The 17,656-nt window shown below is 59.5% G+C and carries 13 protein-coding genes; 2 read left to right on the top strand and 11 right to left on the bottom strand.

Annotation, left to right across the window (positions count from 1 at the left end; all coding sequences use genetic code 11):
* Together AO388_RS14630 and AO388_RS14625 are read right to left on the bottom strand one after the other, a co-directional pair.
* A complete protein-coding gene (locus AO388_RS14630; RefSeq protein WP_058416654.1) occupies nt 1-1,452 on the bottom strand; it encodes an MFS transporter in 1,452 nt (483 codons plus the stop codon).
* A 61-nt stretch (nt 1,453-1,513) separates the two neighbouring features.
* Entirely contained in the window at nt 1,514-2,821 is a 1,308-nt protein-coding gene (locus AO388_RS14625) for an Nramp family divalent metal transporter (RefSeq protein ID WP_161937175.1), read from the bottom strand.
* Between the two features lie 315 nt (nt 2,822-3,136).
* Here AO388_RS14625 and AO388_RS14620 point away from each other — a divergent pair, with 315 nt between their 5' ends.
* The gene (locus tag AO388_RS14620; RefSeq protein WP_054081803.1) at nt 3,137-4,555 is read left to right on the top strand and encodes an MFS transporter; all 1,419 of its coding nucleotides are present in this window, start codon (nt 3,137-3,139) and stop codon (nt 4,553-4,555) included.
* Between the two features lie 22 nt (nt 4,556-4,577).
* Here AO388_RS14620 and AO388_RS14615 read toward each other — a convergent pair whose 3' ends face one another.
* The 5 genes from AO388_RS14615 to AO388_RS14595 all read right to left on the bottom strand — a co-directional run bounded on the left by AO388_RS14615 (nt 4,578) and on the right by AO388_RS14595 (nt 11,172).
* Nucleotides 4,578-4,802, bottom strand: coding sequence for a DUF6555 family protein (locus tag AO388_RS14615; RefSeq protein ID WP_054081804.1), 225 nt, complete (start codon nt 4,800-4,802; stop codon nt 4,578-4,580).
* A 737-nt stretch (nt 4,803-5,539) separates the two neighbouring features.
* Nucleotides 5,540-7,366 carry a glycoside hydrolase family 15 protein gene (locus AO388_RS14610; protein ID WP_003367261.1) on the bottom strand — a complete coding sequence of 609 codons (1,827 nt, stop codon included), beginning with the start codon at nt 7,364-7,366 and terminating at the stop codon, nt 5,540-5,542.
* A complete protein-coding gene (locus AO388_RS14605; RefSeq protein WP_054081805.1) occupies nt 7,359-8,159 on the bottom strand; it encodes an SDR family oxidoreductase in 801 nt (266 codons plus the stop codon). Before AO388_RS14605 ends, AO388_RS14610 begins: the two co-directional genes overlap by 8 nt.
* A 66-nt stretch (nt 8,160-8,225) precedes the next feature.
* Nucleotides 8,226-9,263 carry an NADP(H)-dependent aldo-keto reductase gene (locus tag AO388_RS14600; RefSeq protein ID WP_003367259.1) on the bottom strand — a complete coding sequence of 346 codons (1,038 nt, stop codon included), beginning with the start codon at nt 9,261-9,263 and terminating at the stop codon, nt 8,226-8,228.
* A gap of 97 nt (nt 9,264-9,360) precedes the next feature.
* Nucleotides 9,361-11,172, bottom strand: a complete 1,812-nt coding sequence (locus AO388_RS14595; RefSeq protein WP_003367258.1) for an ABC transporter ATP-binding protein — start codon at nt 11,170-11,172, stop codon at nt 9,361-9,363.
* An 88-nt stretch (nt 11,173-11,260) separates the two neighbouring features.
* Between AO388_RS14595 and AO388_RS14590 the strand changes: the two genes are divergently transcribed.
* Entirely contained in the window at nt 11,261-11,686 is a 426-nt protein-coding gene (locus AO388_RS14590; RefSeq protein ID WP_058416652.1) for a DUF1810 domain-containing protein, read from the top strand.
* A 7-nt stretch (nt 11,687-11,693) separates the two neighbouring features.
* On the opposite strand, the gene AO388_RS14585 is transcribed toward AO388_RS14590, so the two are convergent.
* The 4 genes from AO388_RS14585 to AO388_RS14570 form a co-directional block, all read right to left on the bottom strand.
* Nucleotides 11,694-12,764, bottom strand: coding sequence for a DUF1615 domain-containing protein (locus tag AO388_RS14585; protein WP_032609421.1), 1,071 nt, complete (start codon nt 12,762-12,764; stop codon nt 11,694-11,696).
* Between the two features lie 87 nt (nt 12,765-12,851).
* Entirely contained in the window at nt 12,852-13,760 is a 909-nt protein-coding gene (glsB, locus tag AO388_RS14580) for a glutaminase B (protein ID WP_003367254.1), read from the bottom strand.
* 70 nt (nt 13,761-13,830) lie between these two features.
* Nucleotides 13,831-14,646, bottom strand: a complete 816-nt coding sequence (locus tag AO388_RS14575) for a class II aldolase/adducin family protein (RefSeq protein ID WP_058416651.1) — start codon at nt 14,644-14,646, stop codon at nt 13,831-13,833.
* Between the two features lie 594 nt (nt 14,647-15,240).
* Complete coding sequence (locus tag AO388_RS14570; protein ID WP_058416650.1) at nt 15,241-17,643, bottom strand: TonB-dependent receptor plug domain-containing protein; 2,403 nt, start codon at nt 17,641-17,643, stop codon at nt 15,241-15,243.
* Between the last annotated feature and the right edge of the window lie 13 nt (nt 17,644-17,656).

Genomic DNA, 17,656 nt, shown 5'->3' with positions numbered 1-17,656 from the left:
CTAGTTGTCCACGGCCTGCGACAGCGGTCTCGCTACGTCCTCCAGAGACTTGCGCTCGGCAGCCGCACCCCATATCGCCTGCACCAGCGCCGCCAGCAACATCAGCCCGGCGCCGATCAGATAACCGATCAACACATTGCTGCGCTCACCTGTTTCAATCAACTCCCCAAACAGGGTCGGGCCAATCATACCGCCCAGCCCCGTACCGAACGCGTAGAACACTGCGATTGCCAACGCGCGGATTTCCAGTGGAAAGGTTTCCGCCACTGTCAGGTAGGCCGAGCTGGCCGCTGCCGACGCAAAGAAGAAAATCACCATCCACGCAATGGCCTGCTGGGTCACGTCCAGCACACCTTGCTGGAACAGGTAGCCACTGATTGCCAGCAGTACGCCCGACAGGCCATAAGTGAGGCTGATCATCACCCGCCGGCCAATCACGTCAAACAGTCTGCCCAGCAGCAGCGGACCGCAGAAATTACCCAGCGCCAGCGGCAGCACGTACCAGCCGACGCGCTCGGCCGGCACGCCATAGAAGTCGGTCAGCACCAGGGCGTAGGTGAAAAAGATCGCATTGTAGAAAAACGCTTGGGCGGTGAGCAGCGTCAGGCCTACCAGCGAACGCTGACGAAACGTCACCAGCAACGTCCTGGCGACCTCGCCCAGCGGCGTGTGGTCTCGTGCGTGCAGGCGCAGGGGCTTGCCTGCTACGGCGGGCAACACGTGGCCCTGGCGCTGTAAGTCGGTTTCTATCTGCTCGACGATCTGCTTCGCCTGTTCAGCCTGGCCGTGTATCAACAGCCAGCGCGGGCTTTCCGGCAGCCACAGTCGCATCAGCAGAACCAGCAGACCCAATACCGCACCAATGCCGAAACACAGGCGCCAGCCCAGCTCGGCCCCGATCCACAGGGGGTCGAGCAAGACAATCGAGCCAATCGCACCGAGCGCGGCACCCAGCCAGAACGTGCCGTTGATGGTCAGGTCGACCCAGCCCCGGTAGCGGGCCGGGGTAAATTCCTGAATGGTCGAGTTGATTGCAGTGTACTCGCCACCGATGCCCATACCGGTCAGAAAGCGGAACAGCATGAAGCTCCATACGCTGAAGGAGAACGCCGTAGCGGCCGTCGCACCGACATACAGCAGCAAGGTGATGAAGAACAGCTTGCGGCGCCCGAGACGGTCCGCCAGCCAGCCAAAGAACAACGCGCCCAACACGGCACCGGCAATGTACGCGGCGCCCGCCAGGCCAATGTCGCTATTGGTGAGATTGAGCGCCGGGCTGGCTTTCAAGGCGCCGGCTACCGACCCTGCAAGGGTGACTTCCAGGCCGTCAAGCAGCCAGGTGATGCCCAGCGCCACGACCAGCAAGGTGTGAAACCGCCCCCAGGGCAGTCGGTCCAGTCGGGCGGGCAAATCGGTTTCGAAGACGCTGCCCTTGTGGCTCGGTGTGCTCATGTCCGGCTACCTGACGGCTGACATTGGTGTCAGGCTTGAGAGTCGCTGCCGCCGCCCAAGTTCAGCTGATCCAGAACCACAGCAATGTAAGATTGGCCGCCGAGATCAGCCCGAACAGACCCCAGGCAGCCGTTTTCACCAGCCGGCTGTTGACGAACGGCCCCATCAGTTGTGGGTCGCTGGTAAAGCGAATCAGCGGCCAGAGCGCGAATGGCAGCTGCAGGCTCAGCACAACCTGGCTGAGCACCAGCATCTGCCCCACCGAGCGGTCACCCAGCCAGACCACACCGATCAGCGCCGGAATCAGTGCCAGCGCCCGCGTGATCAAGCGCCGCTGCCAGCACGGAATCTTTGCCTGCAGAAAACCTTCGAGCACCACTTGCCCGGCAATCGTGCCGGTAAATGTCGAGCTTTGCCCTGCCGCCAGCAGCGCGATACCGAACAGCACGCTGGCGATCGCGCCACCTACCAGCGGATCGAGCAGGTGATAGGCGTCCTGAATCTCGACCACCTCGGTATGCCCGGTCTTGTGAAAAGCGGCAGCAGCAAGGATCAGAATCGCCGCATTGATCAGCAGTGCCAGGCTCAGCGAACCGATGGTGTCGAGACGCGCATAGCGAATGGCGCTGGCCTTGCTGGCCTGGTCCGAACCGTTGACCCGCGTCTGCACCACAGACGAATGCAGGTAAAGGTTATGCGGCATGACGGTGGCGCCCAGAATGCCGATGGCGATGTACAGCGGCTCCTGGCTGCTCAATACATCCCAACTCGGCTTCAGACCCGCGACGACGTCCGGCCAGAACGGCTTGATCAGAAACAGCTCGACGGCGAAGCAACTGGCGATGGTTGCAATCAGCCCCAGCACGATGGCCTCCAGACGGCGAAAATTGGCGCCCTGCAAGGCCAACACGATCAGCGTATCGAAGGCGGTCAGCGCCACACCGGTGGTGATGGAGACGCCGAGCAACAGATGAAACGCCAACGCTGCCCCCAGCACTTCCGCCAGATCGGTGGCGATGATCGACAACTCCGCCAGCAGCCACTGGCCCTTGGCGACCTTACGGCTGTAGCGGGCGGCCGACAGCTGCGCCAGATCACGGCCGGTAGCGATGCCCAACCGCGAACAGAGGTTTTGCAAGACCATTCCCGAGAGGCTGGCCAGCACCACCACGAACAGCAGTGAGTAGCCGAAGCGCGACCCGGCCTCGATGGCTGTCGCCCAGTTGCCAGGGTCCATGTAGCCGATGGAAACCAGCAGGCCAGGCCCGACGAACAGCATCATCTTGCGCAGCAAGGACGCGTTCGGCGGAATGGCCACACTGTCGGTAGTCGCCGAGGGGCAGAAAGGAGCGGTGGCAGTAGTGGGCAGTTTGTACGTCACGGGAACCCGGAATGCAGAAAGTTAAGGCATCATCCTAAGGTTTTACGACACATGTTGATACATCATTGCTGGCGTCATGCCTGCTGTTTTTCGCCTGCCTCTCTGCCTGACTAGGTCATCACTGCGCCGTTCTCACTTCCACGTAATTCCAGCGCTTTAATGGATCCGATATAAAAAATCGAAAAATTGATCCGATAAACAATTTTTCATCTTTTAAACCTTAATAACCGCATTAAAAGACCAATGATTACAAATTGTAAGGAGTAGTATTCAGGCCTTAACAAGAACTCAGGATGGCCATCCATGACCTCATTACCTCATGCCGAGACAGCCGCGAACGAGCCGTTGCGGGCAGCGTATATCTCGGCGCGCATTGACCGACTGCCTGCGGTCGCGACTATCTGGCGACTGGTCGCCCTGCTGTCTCTCGCCGGTTTTTTCGAGCTTTACGACCTGTTCCAGACCGCGTACATCAGTCCCGGCCTGATCCGCGACGGGATCTTCGCCACAGGAAGCCAGGGTCTGTTTGGTTTCTCCGATCAGGCGGCCTTCGCCTCGGCGACCTTTCTGGGGCTGTTCTTCGGTGCCAGCCTCGTCAGCCCGATTGCCGATCGTTACGGACGCCGCGCGATCTTTACCTTCGCGCTGATCTGGTACACCGTGGCCACCGTAATCATGGGCCTGCAAACCTCTGCGCTGGGCGTGATAGGCATGCGCTTCGTCGTGGGTATCGGCCTGGGGGTCGAGCTGGTCACCATCGACACTTACCTGTCGGAACTGGTGCCCAAGCGCATCCGCAGTTCGGCATTCGCCTTTGCCTTCTTCATTCAGTTTTTGTCAGTCCCCAGCGTCGCGCTGATGTCGTGGTGGCTGGTGCCCCAGGACCCTTTCGGTTTTTCCGGCTGGCGTTGGGTAGTGATCAGCAGTGCAGTCTTCGCCCTGTTTGTCTGGTGGCTGCGCTCGGCGCTGCCGGAATCGCCGCGCTGGCTGGCGCAGAAGGGACGCTTCGATGAAGCCGAGCGAATCATGGACGGCATTGAGGCACGCTGCATCAAGGACCACGGCAAACCACTGGATGAGCCTGAACCGGAAAACGTAGCGCTGTCAGGCAACGGCCGATTTGCTGACATGTGGCAGCCACCCTATCGGCGCCGCGCGCTGATGCTGATTGTGTTTCATGTGTTCCAGGCCATCGGCTTCTTTGGCTTCGGCAACTGGCTGCCTGCCCTGCTCTCGGGTCAGGGCCTGAGCGTTACTCACAGCCTGGGGTATGCGTTCGTGATCACGCTGGCTTATCCGCTGGGGCCGCTGCTGTTCGTGAAATTTGCCAACCGCTTCGAAAACAAATGGCAAATCGTCGGTTCGGCGTTGGGGGCGATGATTTTTGGCAGCCTGTTCGCCTTTCAGACCAGCGCGGCAGGACTGATTTTCTGCGGGATCATGATCACGTTCTGCAACGCATGGCTGAGCTTCAGCTACCACTCGTATCAGGGTGAGCTGTTCCCGACCAACATCCGCGCCCGCGCGGTAGGCTTCTGCTACTCGTTCAGCCGACTGTCAACGGTGTTCAGCAGCCTGCTGATCGGGATATTTCTAGACCACTTCGGCACGCCGGGCGTGCTGGCCTTCATCGTCGGCAGCATGTTGATCGTGATCGTCACCATCGGCCGATTCGGGCCACGCACACGCAATCTTGCGCTGGAGCAGATCGCTCACCGATGACAGGGTGCAGGGTTGAGTGGGTTCAGGCCTGAGCCCACTCAACATTGGTGACACCAAAGTGCTCGGCATAGGGTTTCGATACCCGAGCGACCTTCTCCAGTCGATATTTCGGTATGCGTGCGAGACCTGCATCGACACTTGCGTAGTGCCATGCTTCAGCGTTATCCATATTCTCGGTTCGTATATAAAAGCTCTTGAACGAACCATTCAGCAGATAATCAATGCGGTAATGCTTTGGAAGTGCCATTGAAAGTCTGATCCTTTTTCAGCAGTGGCTTGAAGTATAGGTGACTCTATTCGTGGCGAAGAAATTCATTATTTTTTTGATGTCTGCGACCAATGAACTCTTCTTTTGGCTATATCTGTGGATCCCCAACCGCCTGGCAAGTCGTTTGGGATTGGCCCTGTCGGCACATAACTCGCGCGTGACTTCCACACACCGGCGCTTCCAGGATCCCCTGAAGCACGGACGTTGCAGTGGGTAGCGGCGCGCCGGCCAGTTGTCGACCAGTACGATCTCCTGCCGCACACGCTGGTGAGCTGCACGCTGGCAGATGAGTTCACGGGGCGCCAACCCGCCATCACCGTCGCCGCCGCGAAGTTGGCGAAGGCCTGCAGAGTATCCAGATAACGCTGCCGAAGCTCGCGGGGGCCCAACTAATCCAGGAGCGGCCTTCGGCAGACAGAATCACTGCTTAACTACCGGCCCTTCGCGCCGCGCATGGCTGATAACGTTGAAGTTGTACCGCGCGATCCGGTTATTTGATTGAACCATGAATCAATACTTGTCGCAGCGTAGAAAGTGTCAGACAACCGAATGGTATAACGCCCTCGGCGCGGCTGATGGGTTGATAGCGTTTAGCTCATGATTCAAGTAGTCAATATCGGCCATCGTTTCAAAACCACCGGCCGAAAGAACAGCCGGTGGCATTATTCATTGCGACAACGTGGAGCCGCTTGTGATTGATGCGTTTCTGTACCTTTTCAGGGCTGCCAAAGCGCCTGCCCGCCGCCCAGTTTGCGGTCCAGAAAACTGGCCGCACTGATCAACGCCAGATGGCTCAAGGCCTGTGGCGTATTGCCCAGATGATGAGCATGCGCGTCGAACTCTTCGGCGTACAAGCCCAACGGATTGGCGTAACGCAGCAACTGCTCGAACTCCAAGTGCGCCTGTTCGACCCGACCGGCGCGAGCCAGGCATTCGACGTACCAGAACGAGCAAGCCACGAAGGCGCCCTCCTCACCTGCCAGGCCATCATCATGATCGTCGTCGTTGCGGTAACGGAACACCATTCCGTCACGCACCAGCGCGGCCTCGATGGCATCCAGCGTCGCAAGCCATTTGGGATCATTGGCACCGACGAAGCGCACCAACGGCATCAGCAACATCGAGGCGTCCAGATTGCGACTGCCCTTGTGCTGCACGAAGTGCCCCAGGTCGTCGTTCCAGAAGTTCTCCCAGATATCGTTGTGGATCTCCTCGCGCACCTTGGTCCAACGCTCGAACGGCCCCGACAGTGAACGCTTGAAGGCAAGACGCAGTGCCCGGTCCAGCGCTACCCAGCACATAAGCCGGGAGTGCAGGAAGTGCTGATCGCCGCCGCGCATTTCCCAGATGCCCACGTCCCTGTCGTTCCAGTGCTCGCACACATAGTCGACCTGACGCACCACATGTTGCCAACCGTCGTGCGAGATGGCGTCGCCGTACTTGTTGGCCAGGTACACGGCATCCATCAGCTCACCGTAGATATCCAGCTGAACCTGCTTGTACGCTTCGTTGCCGATGCGTACCGGCTGCGCACCGCCGTAGCCGGACAAGTGATCGAGATTATCTTCCGGCAGCTCGGCGTGGCCATCCAGCGCATAGAGAATGCCGAGTTTCTCGGTCTGTTCGCAGCAGTCATCCAGTCGCCCACGCACCCAGCTCATGAAGGCATTGGCTTCATCGGTGTACCCCAGGCGCATGAACGCATACACGGTGAACGACGCGTCACGTATCCAGGTGTAACGGTAATCCCAGTTACGTTCGCCGCCCTCGGTTTCCGGCAGCCCGAACGTCGCGGCCGCGACAATGCCGCCGTGCTTGCGCGAGGTCAGCAGCTTGAGCGCCAACGCCGAACGGGTGACCATTTCACGCCAGCGCCCGGTGTATTGCGATTGCCCGGACCAGCGCCGCCAGAACTTCAAGGTGTCATCGAAATAGCGCGAGCATTTGCCCGCAGCAACGTTCGGATCGTCAATTCCGCCAAGGATGAACTCGATGGTCTGGCCCTTGTGCATATGAAATTCGGCCACGGCGTCGTGCTGCTCGAGACGCAACGGCGTCGCCGCCGACAGGCGCATGCCCGGTTGCCCGGCGGCTTCGAAACAGATGTCCTCACCCTCGACCCGCGCGGTGGTGTCGGCGCGGCTGTAATCCATGCGCACTCGGCAGCGCATGCGCAGCGTGGCTTGGCCAAAGCGCACCTGAACGCGGCGCACGATGCGCGGCAGATCGTCCTTGTCCTCGCCGATCGGCATCAGGTCGGTGACTTCCACCACCGCGTCCTCGGAAATCCAGCGGGTTTGCAGGACGTTGGTGTCCGGCAGGTAGATTTGCAGCCGCCTGGCGTCAGGCAGATCGGGCGCCAGCTGAAAGATCCCGGCGTCGGGCGTGTCCAGCAACGCGGTGAAAATCGACGGGCTGTCGAAGTCCGGCCAGCAACAGAAATCGATACTGCCGGTGTCGGCGATCAGGGCAGCACTGCGCATGTCGCCGATGATGCCGTGATCCTCGATACGGTTTTGCGCCTCTGCGGAAAAATCAGCCATTGCCTCGGAACTCCGGATAGAGGGTCATGCCCCCGTCGATGAACAGGGTGGTGCCATGCACATAATCCGAGGCATCGGAAGCCAGCCAGAGCACAGCATTGGCGACATCTTCCGGCTCGCCTATACGACCATAAGGGATCAGCTTGAGCATTTCCTTCTCGGCGTCGCCCTTGCGTGCATCGGCATTGATCGGCGTACGGATGGCACCTGGGGCAACACTGTTGACGCGAATTTTAAGCTCGCCGACTTCCTGAGCGATGCTGCGCATCAACAGGTCGACGCCGCCCTTGGACGCTGCGTAATTGACGTGCCCGGCCCATGGAATCAACTGGTGCACTGAACTCATGTGAATGATCTTGCCCATTGCCCGCGACACACCGGGGCGCATGCCCTGCTTGATGAACTGGCGCAATGCAGCGCGGGCGCAGAGAAACTGCCCGGTCAGGTTGACGTTAATGACGGTATTCCAGTCTTCCAGCGTCATGTCGACCATCGACGCGTCCTTCTGCAAGCCGGAATTGGCGACCAGAATATCCACGGCGCCGAAATGTTCGATGGTCTGTGCAAACAGCCGCTCGACGTCTTCTTCTTTCGAAACGTCGGCACCCACAGCCAGCGCCTTGCCCCCGGCCGCGCGAATCTCTTCGGCCAGCTTCTCGGCAGGTTCAGGCTTGGAGTTGTAGTTGATCACGACGGCGGCACCGGCCTCTGCCAGCGCGCGCGCGGCACCTGCGCCCAGACCGGAACTGGCGCCGGTAACGATTGCGACTTGTTGCTTGAGTGAGATGTGCATCAATTTCAGCCTCGGAGTAAGCGTATTAGTGCTGACTGGCGAGGCTGAAATTAAGTTCAGTGCAGGTTATGGCGCGGGGTTTGGCTGCGAGGTGTGAATGGCCTCGATACCGGCGATGACTTCATCGGACAGCGTGACGTCGATGCTCTCCAGATTGATCTTCAGTTGATCGAGTTTCGTGGCGCCAATGATGTTGCTGGTCACGAACGGCCGACTGGTCACGTAGGCCAGCGCCATCTGCGAAGGATCCAGACCATGCTCGCGGGCCAGCGCGACGTACCTGGCTGTAGCCGTGACGGCCTGCGGATTGTTGTAGCGCTGAAAACGCTCGAACAGGGTCAGACGGCCATCGGCCGGACGTGCGCCATCCAGGTACTTGCCCGCCAGCACACCGAACGCCAGTGGCGAGTACGCCAGCAGGCCGATCTGTTCGCGAATGGCGATTTCCGCCAGACCGACTTCAAACGTGCGGTTAAGCAGGTTGTAGGGGTTCTGGATCGAGACGGCACGTGGCAGATCGAGGGTTTCGGCAAGGTGCAGAAAACGCTGAGTGCCCCATGGCGTTTCGTTGGAGAGGCCGAAGTGGCGAATCTTGCCCGCCTTGACCAGATCGCCCAGTACCGACAGAGTCTCTTCGATTTCGACAGCCTGATCATCCGGGTCGTGGGTGTAACCGAGTACGCCGAAGAAGTTGGTCTTGCGATCCGGCCAGTGCAACTGGTACAGGTCCAGGTAATCGGTATTAAGGCGCTTGAGGCTGGCTTCCAGCGCCGCAGTGATGTTCTTGCGGTCGAGGCGCGGATTGCCATCGCGGATATGATCCATACGACCTGGACCGGCGACCTTGCTGGCCAGTACCCAGTCGTTGCGGTCGCCGTACTTCTTGAAGTACTCGCCGATGATGCTTTCGGTCTTGGTGTAGGTCTCGCCACGCGGCGGCACCGGGTACATTTCTGCGGTGTCGAGGAAGTTGACCTTGGCATCCTTGGCCATACGAATCTGTTCGAATGCTTCATCCTGGGTGTTCTGCTCGCCCCAGGTCATGGTGCCCAGACAGATCGCGCTGACCGACAGATCGGTTTTGCCCAATTTACGAAATTGCATCGATGTCTCCGTTTGATTCAAAAAGATACAGCCTGAAACAGGGCTCCCATAAAACGCCGACTGGTCATTCACTGCAACACTTTTTATCCGGTTTCACCTAGCGATAACCCTGCGCCTGCAGATCGAACAGCGCGGCGTAGCGCCCTGCGGTGGCGATCAGGCTGTCATGATCACCGCGTTCCAGCACCCGCCCGTGCTCCAGCACCACAATGTGTTCGGCGTTGCGCACGCTGGAAAACCGATGCGATATGAGTAGCGTCATGCGCCCTTTGGCGTACTCGCGAAAATGCTCGAATACTGCCGCTTCTGCGCCTGCGTCCAGCGCGGCAGTCGGCTCGTCGAGAATCAGGATATCGGCGTCGCGGCGCATGTAAGCGCGTGACAACGCGATTTTCTGCCATTGCCCGCCGGACAGCTCCTGGCCTCCCGCAAACCAGCGACCCAATTGTGTGGCGTAGCCTTTGTCGAGCTGTTCGATGAACTGCGCGGCCATGCCCTGCGCCGCCGCTTCGCGCCAACGGCCTTCATCATGGAAGGCCTGAGTGTCGCCAACGCCGAGGTTCTCGCCGACCAGAAACTGATAGCGAATGAAGTCCTGAAAAATCACGCCGATGCGCGAGCGCAAGGCGTCTTCATCCCACTCCTGCAGGTCGCTGCCGTCCAGCAGAATGCGGCCTTGATCAGGTTGGTAAAGACGCGTCAGCAGCTTGATCAGGGTGGTTTTTCCCGAGCCGTTCTCGCCCACCAGGGCGACGCTGCGCCCCGGCGCCAAGTGCAGATCGATGTTTTCCAGTGCCGGACGGCTGGTCCCCGGATAAGTGAAACTGACGTTCTCGAAGCGCATGCCATCACCGGGCTGCGCGCCCACGGTCAGGCTGCCGGCAGACGGCGTAACCGGCTGACCGAGGTAGACATACAGGTCGGCCAGATACAGCCCGTCCTCGTATAAACCACTGATGGCGCTGAGACTGCTGCTTACTGCGGCCTGCCCCTGCTTGAACAGCACCAGGTACATGGTCATCTGCCCCAGGGTGATCCGCCCGTGCACCGCATCGACCACCACCCAGGCGTAGGCCAGGTAAAACGCAGCCGTGCCGAGCAGGCCGAGCAGGAAGCCCCAACCATCACGGCGCACCGTCAGGCGCCGGTCTTCGGCATACAGACGCTCGAAGGTGTCGCGGTAACGCTTGAGCAGCAGCGGCGCGAAGCCGAACAGCTTGACCTCTTTGATGTAGCCCTCGTGGGAGAGCAGTGTTTCGATGTAGTTCTGCCGACGGGTTTCCGGAGCACGCCGGGTAAACAGGCGGAACGCGTCGCCGGAAAAATGCGCCTCGGCAAAGAACACCGGCAATGCGCCGAGCACCAGAATCAGCAACGCCCAGGGCGAGAAATGCACCAGCAGTACGGCAAAGCTGATCAGCGAAATGAGGTTTTGCAGCAATCCCAGGGATTTGGTCACCAGTGCCAGCGGGCGTGTCGAGGCTTCACGCCGGACGCGCACCAGCTTGTCGTAAAACTCCGAGTCTTCGAACTGCGACAGCGACAGCGTCTGGGCCTTCTCCAGAATCAGGGTATTGACCTTCTGCCCCAGCAGCACCCGCAGCAACGCCTGCTGCACGGAAAGCCCGCGCTGTGCTGCCGCGAGCAGAGCCAGCACACCGGCTTCGAACAACACATAGCGCAACACCGGCCACAACGGTGCTTCGCCTGCGCTGGCGTGCAACTGCATCGCAGCGACCACCGCATCGACGATGCGCTGGCCTAACCAGGCGGCCAGCGCCGGCAGCAAGCCGGCGATCAGCGTAGCGACGATCAGGCCGATGGACAGCGCTCGGGAAGTGGTCCAGACCAGATGCATCGCGCGCAAGGCCTGGTGCATGAACGAAATGAAACGCTTGAAAACCGGCATACGCTTAAAAACTCTTCAGACAGGTCGAACCCCCATGTCGGGCGGCCATCATACGACCACAGGTTCGTTGAAAAACAGGAAACTCATCATGAAAGATGCTTACAACCTGCAACGCTTTGTCGATGCCCAGCAACCGCTATTCCAGCAGGTATTGACAGAACTCGAAGCCGGGCAGAAACGTTCCCACTGGATGTGGTTCGTGTTCCCGCAGATCCAGGGGCTGGGGCGCAGCGACACGGCGCGACACTACGCAATCACCGACATCGACGAGGCCCGGGCTTACCTGCAACATCCGGTATTGGGCCCGCGTCTGGAACAGTGCGCCGGCATCATTGCTCCTCAGGTAGAACGTTCGGCACGACAGATCTTCAGTTCGCCTGATGACATGAAACTGCATTCGAGCATGACCCTGTTCAGCATCGCAGCGCCTGATCGACCTGTGTTTCAGAAGGTGCTGGATACGTTTTTCGAGGGCAAGCGGGATGCGATGACGATGAAACTCCTGTCACGTTGATTCAAACTCACTTCGGTGCGCGCTGTACGCAACGCTCGCGTCGGTCGTCAACGCGCTCGGCAAACCAGGCGGTGGTGAGGTTACGGGTGATTTTCGGGCTTTTCAGGGTGATGCCGGGCAGGATCGCTCTGGGCAACGGTTTGCCAGCTGCCCTGTCCGCCAGTGCGAAGACCTTGCTGTACAGGTCGGTCTCCTCGAATTCCAGCGTGTCGCCCTGCTTGAGCTGGCTCCATATCTGCGACTTGTTCATGCCCAGTCGATCGCCAAGGGTGCGCACCGCAAGCTCGGTGGAACCCGGTGAGGTGGAGTCAAAGCGGATCAGATCGCCATCCAGCGCCAGCTCGATGCCGGTCGCCCGACTCACGGCATTCTGGAAGGCAGCATTGCGGCTTGCGTACCAGCCGGCATTGAAGTCGGCAAAACGGTACAGCGACTGGGTGTAGTTGACCGGGTAGCCCAGCAGGTGGGCGATACCGAAGTACATGCCGCCACGGCGGGTGAAGACTTCGCGACGAATCGAACCATCGACCGTGTAGGGGTAATCCTCGGCGTGTTTCTCGGCAAAGGCGATGCTGACCTGCATCGGCCCGCCGGTCTTGACCGGATTGAAGTTGCCGAACAACGTCTGCCCCAGCGGCACCATGCCGATGAAATCATCGAAGATCGCGCTGAGGTCTTTCTCGGTGCGCGCAGAATCGAGGCGTTTGCCGTAAGTCTTGCCGTCCGGCGAGCGCACGCGCAATGCAGTGGCGATCAGCGCATTGGGAATGTGCAGCCGCGCCGCGCGGCGGTTGATTTCGGCGCGGGCGATGCGGCCCATGTCCGGCACCGCAGGATCGACCTGAAAGGTCGACTCCTGCTCGGTAACGGCCATCACCGAACACAGGTTTTCGGTGGTCAGCGGAATCTTCTGCGCAGCAAACGCGGCATGAATATCCGTAGCCCACGCCTGGCGATCCGTCACATTGGCAGGCATCAGACGCACGATCTGCGCACGCGCCTGTTCAGGCGTCAGTTCGGGTTCCTGGACGCGCTGCGTGCCACAGCCTGCCAACACCAGCAGCCCGACGCTTAGCAGGAGCGATTTGCATAGCCTTCGATTCAATCCATGACTCCTGTCTGGTTCGCGCTTCGACGCGCTGTTCACTTCAGAAGGCTTTTTATCTCAAAAGACCGACCAGTCGACCCGCGCGCTGAGTTTCTCCAGCGCAGCCATACCGACAAGGGAATTGCCCGCTGCGTTCAACTCCGGGGACCATACACAGACCGAAGCACGTTCGGGCACGATCGCAACGATACCACCGCCTACCCCGCTCTTGCCCGGCAGGCCTACGCGATAGGCGAAATTGCCGGCTTCGTCGTACAGGCCGCTGGTGGCCATGATCGAGTTGACCTGGGTGGCCTGTCGCGCCGTAAGGACCTGCTCGCCGCTGTGGGCGCAAAAGCCCTGATGGGCCAGAAACCCGAACGCCTTGGCCAGGTCGATGCAGTTCATGCTCAGCGCACAATGATGAAAGTAGCTGCGCAGCACGTCTTCCACATCGCCGTGAAAATTATCGAAGGATTTCATCAGATAGGCCGCCGCAGCATTGCGCGAACGGTGCTGGTATTCGGAGTCAGCGACTTTGGAGTCGGAGGTGATCGCCCGATTGCCGCACAGGCGTCGAACGAAGTCGCGCATTGACAGTGACGGTGCTGCAAACCGCGCCTGGTTGATGTCGCAAATCACCAGCGCACCGGCATTGATGAACGGGTTGCGCGGCCTGCCCTGCTCGAATTCCAGTTGCACCAGCGAGTTGAACGGCTGGCCGGAAGGCTCGTGTCCGAGGCGCTGCCAGATCTCCTCGCCCGAGTGGCCGATGGCTTGTACCAGGCTGAACACCTTGGAAATGCTCTGTATCGAAAACGCTGTTTCGGCGTCACCGGCGCTGAACACCTGACCATCGTTGCCGTACACCGCGATGCCCAGCTGATCTGGCCGGACCTCGCCCAGTGCCGGGATGTAATCGGCTACCTTGCCCTGGCCAAGCAAAGGTCTTACTTCATCGAGGATTTCGTTCAGCAGGTCTTGCATGTGTGCGCCCCTTGTTTTGGCTGCGCACACTACACCAACCTCAAGCGCCTCGCATCATTGCGTTGCAGGCTCAGGTCTTGTAGTCGGTGTCGTTACGCTCCAGCTCGCGAATCAGGGCATTCCAGTGCCGTGCGACACCCGGCGCATGCCCGTCCTTGATAGCCTTTGCCTGCTGCTCCACCCTGGCAATGACCCCGCGCGGCGGGAACACCAGTTCGGCGTTACCCGCCGACTGCGCTGCAATCTGAATATTGCAGGCGTACTCGAGGGCATGAAGCTGCTGAAACGCATGCTCGACACTCACCCCGCCGGTCAGCAACCCATGGTTGCGCAGGATCATCACGCTTTTGTCACCCAGGTCGGCGACCAGCCGTTCGCGTTCACTCAAGTCCAGCGCAATGCCTTCATAGCCGTGGTAAGCCACCCGGCCGGAGAAGGCAATCGAGTGCTGAGAGATAGGCAGCAGCCCGTCCTTTTGGGCCGACACGGCGATACCGTCTCGGGTGTGGGTGTGCAGCACCGCTTGCAGGTCGTGGCGTGCAGCATGAATGGCGCTGTGGATCACGTAACCGGCGTAGTTGATACCCAGCCCGGTGGGGTCATCGACAATCGTCCCGTCAATATCGACCTTGACCAGGTTGGACGCGGTGATTTCATCGAACAGCAGCCCGAACGCGTTGATCAGAAAGTGCTCGTCGGGGCCCGGCACGCGTGCCGAGAAATGCGTATAGATATGATCGGTCCAGCGCTTGAGCGCCGCCAGACGATAGGCCGCCGCCAGCTTGACCCGGACTTCCCATTCCTCCGGCGACACTCTGTCGCGCACGCTGCCGCTACCCGACGGCGTCGTACCTGAGTGGGCTGGCAAAGCGCTGACGTTGCTCATGGTATTGCTCCTGGATGACTGCTGACTGATCAGCAAGACTAGGCGCATGGGGATTCAATTAAAAATCACATTTACTTCTAAGCTAATTATAAAAAATGAGAATATTAAAGTCTGTCCTGCTACCGGGTTTGCATGTGTCCACGAGGATCTATTAATGTTCCTAAAAGCTATTTAAATAAATTTTTATATAGCGATATGCTCCAGCATTGGTAACCCCCATGGAGCATCGCATGTCCAATACCGCAAGATTTCTGCTCCGTATCAGTCGCGTCACAGCGGCCGACGCTCCGCGTCACACAGCGGTTTTTTGATGTCAGGTAGATTGAGGTTCGACTCAGGTCACCTTTTCGCCACTCGGCGAGTCACTTTGATGGGGCCAAAGTGACAAAGGCCCCTGGCTCCGTTTCCGGCCCGACTTCGTCGGGTTCCTTCGCCCTGTCACTGACGTCGCAATTTGCGTCGTCAGTGCCATCGCGCCAAAAAAGCGCTTTCGTTTATGTGCAGTGCCCAGGAGCAAGGCATAGCGTCGTATTGCAGCATCACGAGCTTTATGCAAACGCAACGTATTGGAACGACAGTCAGCGGCAAATCGCGCTACCAGTTATACGTCACCTTGCCGTAGTAATAAGCGCCGCTGTACCCGTAGGGAGAGAATGTGCTGTAGGCCAGGTTGCCGCCGCTGGAGGAGAAGTCGTTGAGCTTTTCCGGGTATTTGTCGGTGACGTTGTCGCCGCCCAGAGTGAAGACCCAGCTCTTGAGTTTATAGTCGACCGCCAGGTCCAGCAGCCAGGCGGCGCTGAAGGTCTGGTCGTTGACCTTGTCGGCCTGATAGCTGGTGAACTCGCCGTAGCGGACCAGGTTGGAGTGCAGCGCCCAGTTGCCGAGCGTCAGGTCATTGCCCAGTGTCAGTTTGTGTTGTGGCGTGGTGTCACCCAGCAAACCGATGCGCTCCCTGCGATCTACCCGCACCAGATTCACTCCCAACTGATCGAGAATCGCCGGGTTGGCCTTCACGTCGGTGACTTTGGTGTGGTTGTAGTTGTAACCCACCGTGCTGTTCCAGCGCACACCGTTGTCGAACTCGTAGCGGTAATTGGCGACCAGATCGACGCCATCGGTGCTGGTGTCCGTGGCGTTGGTGAAATAGCGGGCACTGGTGTAGTTGATATCGCCTACGCCATTACTGCGCAGGTAATTGATGGCGGTGTTATTGAGCACCAGATTGGAGGACAGCGAGATACGGTCCTGAATGTCGATGCGGTAGACGTCGGCAGTCACGGTCAGGCTGTCCAGCGGCTGGAGTACCAGGCCCAGGCTGTAGTTGCGGGACTTTTCCGGCTTGAGGTCTTCGGCACCCAACAGTTGTGCAACGTTACTGCCGGCCGGAAACGTGCCCGCTTCCTGGATGGTGTTGCCAATCAGTTGCGACGACGTGAAGGTAAAGTTCTGTTGCGCCAGCGAAGGCGCGCGGAAGCCTGTCGAAACGCTGCCCCGCAAGGCCACCTGCGGAGTGAAATCGTAGCGCGCTGACAGCGAACCGCTGACATTGGACCCGAAATCGCTGTAGTCCTCGTGGCGGACGGCAGCCGACACACCGAGCTTTTCGGTCAGATTGGTTTCCAGGTCCAGGTACTGTGCGAAGTTATGCCGCGAGTAACTGCCTGCATCCGCCGCGCGGAAACCGCCCAGCCCGGAACTGCCGGTCTGGAAATACGACTCCGCCTGCCCTGCCTCGATCTGATAGCCCTGACGCAGGTATTCCGCGCCAAACGCAACCGATACCGGATAAGGCAACCACGCTGCATTGAATTCCCTGGACAGGTCGAGGCTCAGTTGCTTCTGATCATTGGTCAGCGTGCCGTTGTAGAACGAGCGCGGCGTGTTCAGTCCCAATGAGGTGTTGATGGTTTTGGTGCGCAGCTCATAAGCGTTTTTGCCATAGTTGGCAGACACGTCGTAGTGCCAGTCATACGCCAGCTCTCCGCGCAGGCCAGCGACCAGCGAGGTGTCTTCGAGCGTGCCGTTGATCAGCGGCAGATAGCCGTTGGGATAAATCGCCGCAATGTTATTTGAAGCATTGCTCGGCCGATAGAACGCGGCGGTTTCGCCACGCCGCTTGCTGTAGCCCCCGAAACTGTAGAACTCCGCCGCGTCATTGAAGCTGTATTCAGCGTTGTACTGCAGCTTGCCCTCGTGCGTCTGCGGCTCACCCTGGCGGAACACCTGCTGACCGTAAGTGGTGGACCCGATACTGGACGCTCGAAAGTCGTCACCGGCGCGGTTGGTGTAGTCGTTATTGACCCCTTCACCGGAAAGGTTGAACGCGCCATTGTCGCCCAAGGCAAAACCGGTATTGCCCGACACCTGGCGCTGGATACCGTCGCCCTTCTTGTATTGGCCGTACTGGCTGGAAATCGACCCGCCATGGTCGGCGCTCTTGAGAATGATGTTGATCACCCCGGCGATGGCGTCGGACCCGTAACGTGCCGACGCACCGTCGCGCAGGACTTCGATATGGTCGATGGAAGACAGCGGAATGGCATTCAGGTCGGCAGGTGCCGAACCACGTCCGACCGCCCCGCCCAGGTTGACGAAAGCAGATGTGTGGCGGCGCTTGCCATTGACCAGCACCAGCACCTGATCCGGCGACAGGCCGCGCAGTTGCGCCGGACGCGTCAGCTCCGCACCGTCCACCAGGCTCGGCCGGGGGAAATTGATCGAAGGGATCAAACGTGCCAGCACGGTACCCAGTTCGCTGGAGCCGGAACTGCGCAGGCTGTCACCGGATATCACATCGATGGGCGAAAGAGAGGCGCTGGCGGTACGCTCCTGCGCACGGGTGCCGGTGACGATCACTGTACCCAGGGTGGACGCGCCCTGAGTGTTTTGCTCATCTGTCGCTTCTGCGCCGAATGCACTTGCACTGATGCCCGTGACGCTCAGCAAATTGGCTGAAAAAATCGCCGAGGCCACTACACTGCGTTTGAAATACCCCATACCACTACCCCTT

The sequence above is a fragment of the Pseudomonas sp. ICMP 10191 genome (genome assembly GCF_001467335.1).
Lineage (GTDB): Bacteria > Pseudomonadota > Gammaproteobacteria > Pseudomonadales > Pseudomonadaceae > Aquipseudomonas > Aquipseudomonas cerasi.
This window is presented reverse-complemented; position numbering and strand designations above follow the sequence as displayed.

Bases quoted from the DNA above. Each gene is read 5' to 3' on its own strand.
- AO388_RS14630 (WP_058416654.1), bottom strand. From the start codon at position 1,452: ATGAGCACACCGAGCCACAAGGGCAGCGTCTTCGAAACCGATTTGCCC.
- AO388_RS14620 (WP_054081803.1), top strand. From the start codon at position 3,137: ATGACCTCATTACCTCATGCCGAGACAGCCGCGAACGAGCCGTTGCGG.
- AO388_RS14615 (WP_054081804.1), bottom strand. From the start codon at position 4,802: ATGGCACTTCCAAAGCATTACCGCATTGATTATCTGCTGAATGGTTCG.
- AO388_RS14610 (WP_003367261.1), bottom strand. From the start codon at position 7,366: ATGGCTGATTTTTCCGCAGAGGCGCAAAACCGTATCGAGGATCACGGC.
- AO388_RS14605 (WP_054081805.1), bottom strand. From the start codon at position 8,159: ATGCACATCTCACTCAAGCAACAAGTCGCAATCGTTACCGGCGCCAGT.
- AO388_RS14600 (WP_003367259.1), bottom strand. From the start codon at position 9,263: ATGCAATTTCGTAAATTGGGCAAAACCGATCTGTCGGTCAGCGCGATC.
- AO388_RS14595 (WP_003367258.1), bottom strand. From the start codon at position 11,172: ATGCCGGTTTTCAAGCGTTTCATTTCGTTCATGCACCAGGCCTTGCGC.
- AO388_RS14590 (WP_058416652.1), top strand. From the start codon at position 11,261: ATGAAAGATGCTTACAACCTGCAACGCTTTGTCGATGCCCAGCAACCG.
- glsB (WP_003367254.1), bottom strand. From the start codon at position 13,760: ATGCAAGACCTGCTGAACGAAATCCTCGATGAAGTAAGACCTTTGCTT.
- AO388_RS14575 (WP_058416651.1), bottom strand. From the start codon at position 14,646: ATGAGCAACGTCAGCGCTTTGCCAGCCCACTCAGGTACGACGCCGTCG.
- AO388_RS14570 (WP_058416650.1), bottom strand. From the start codon at position 17,643: ATGGGGTATTTCAAACGCAGTGTAGTGGCCTCGGCGATTTTTTCAGCC.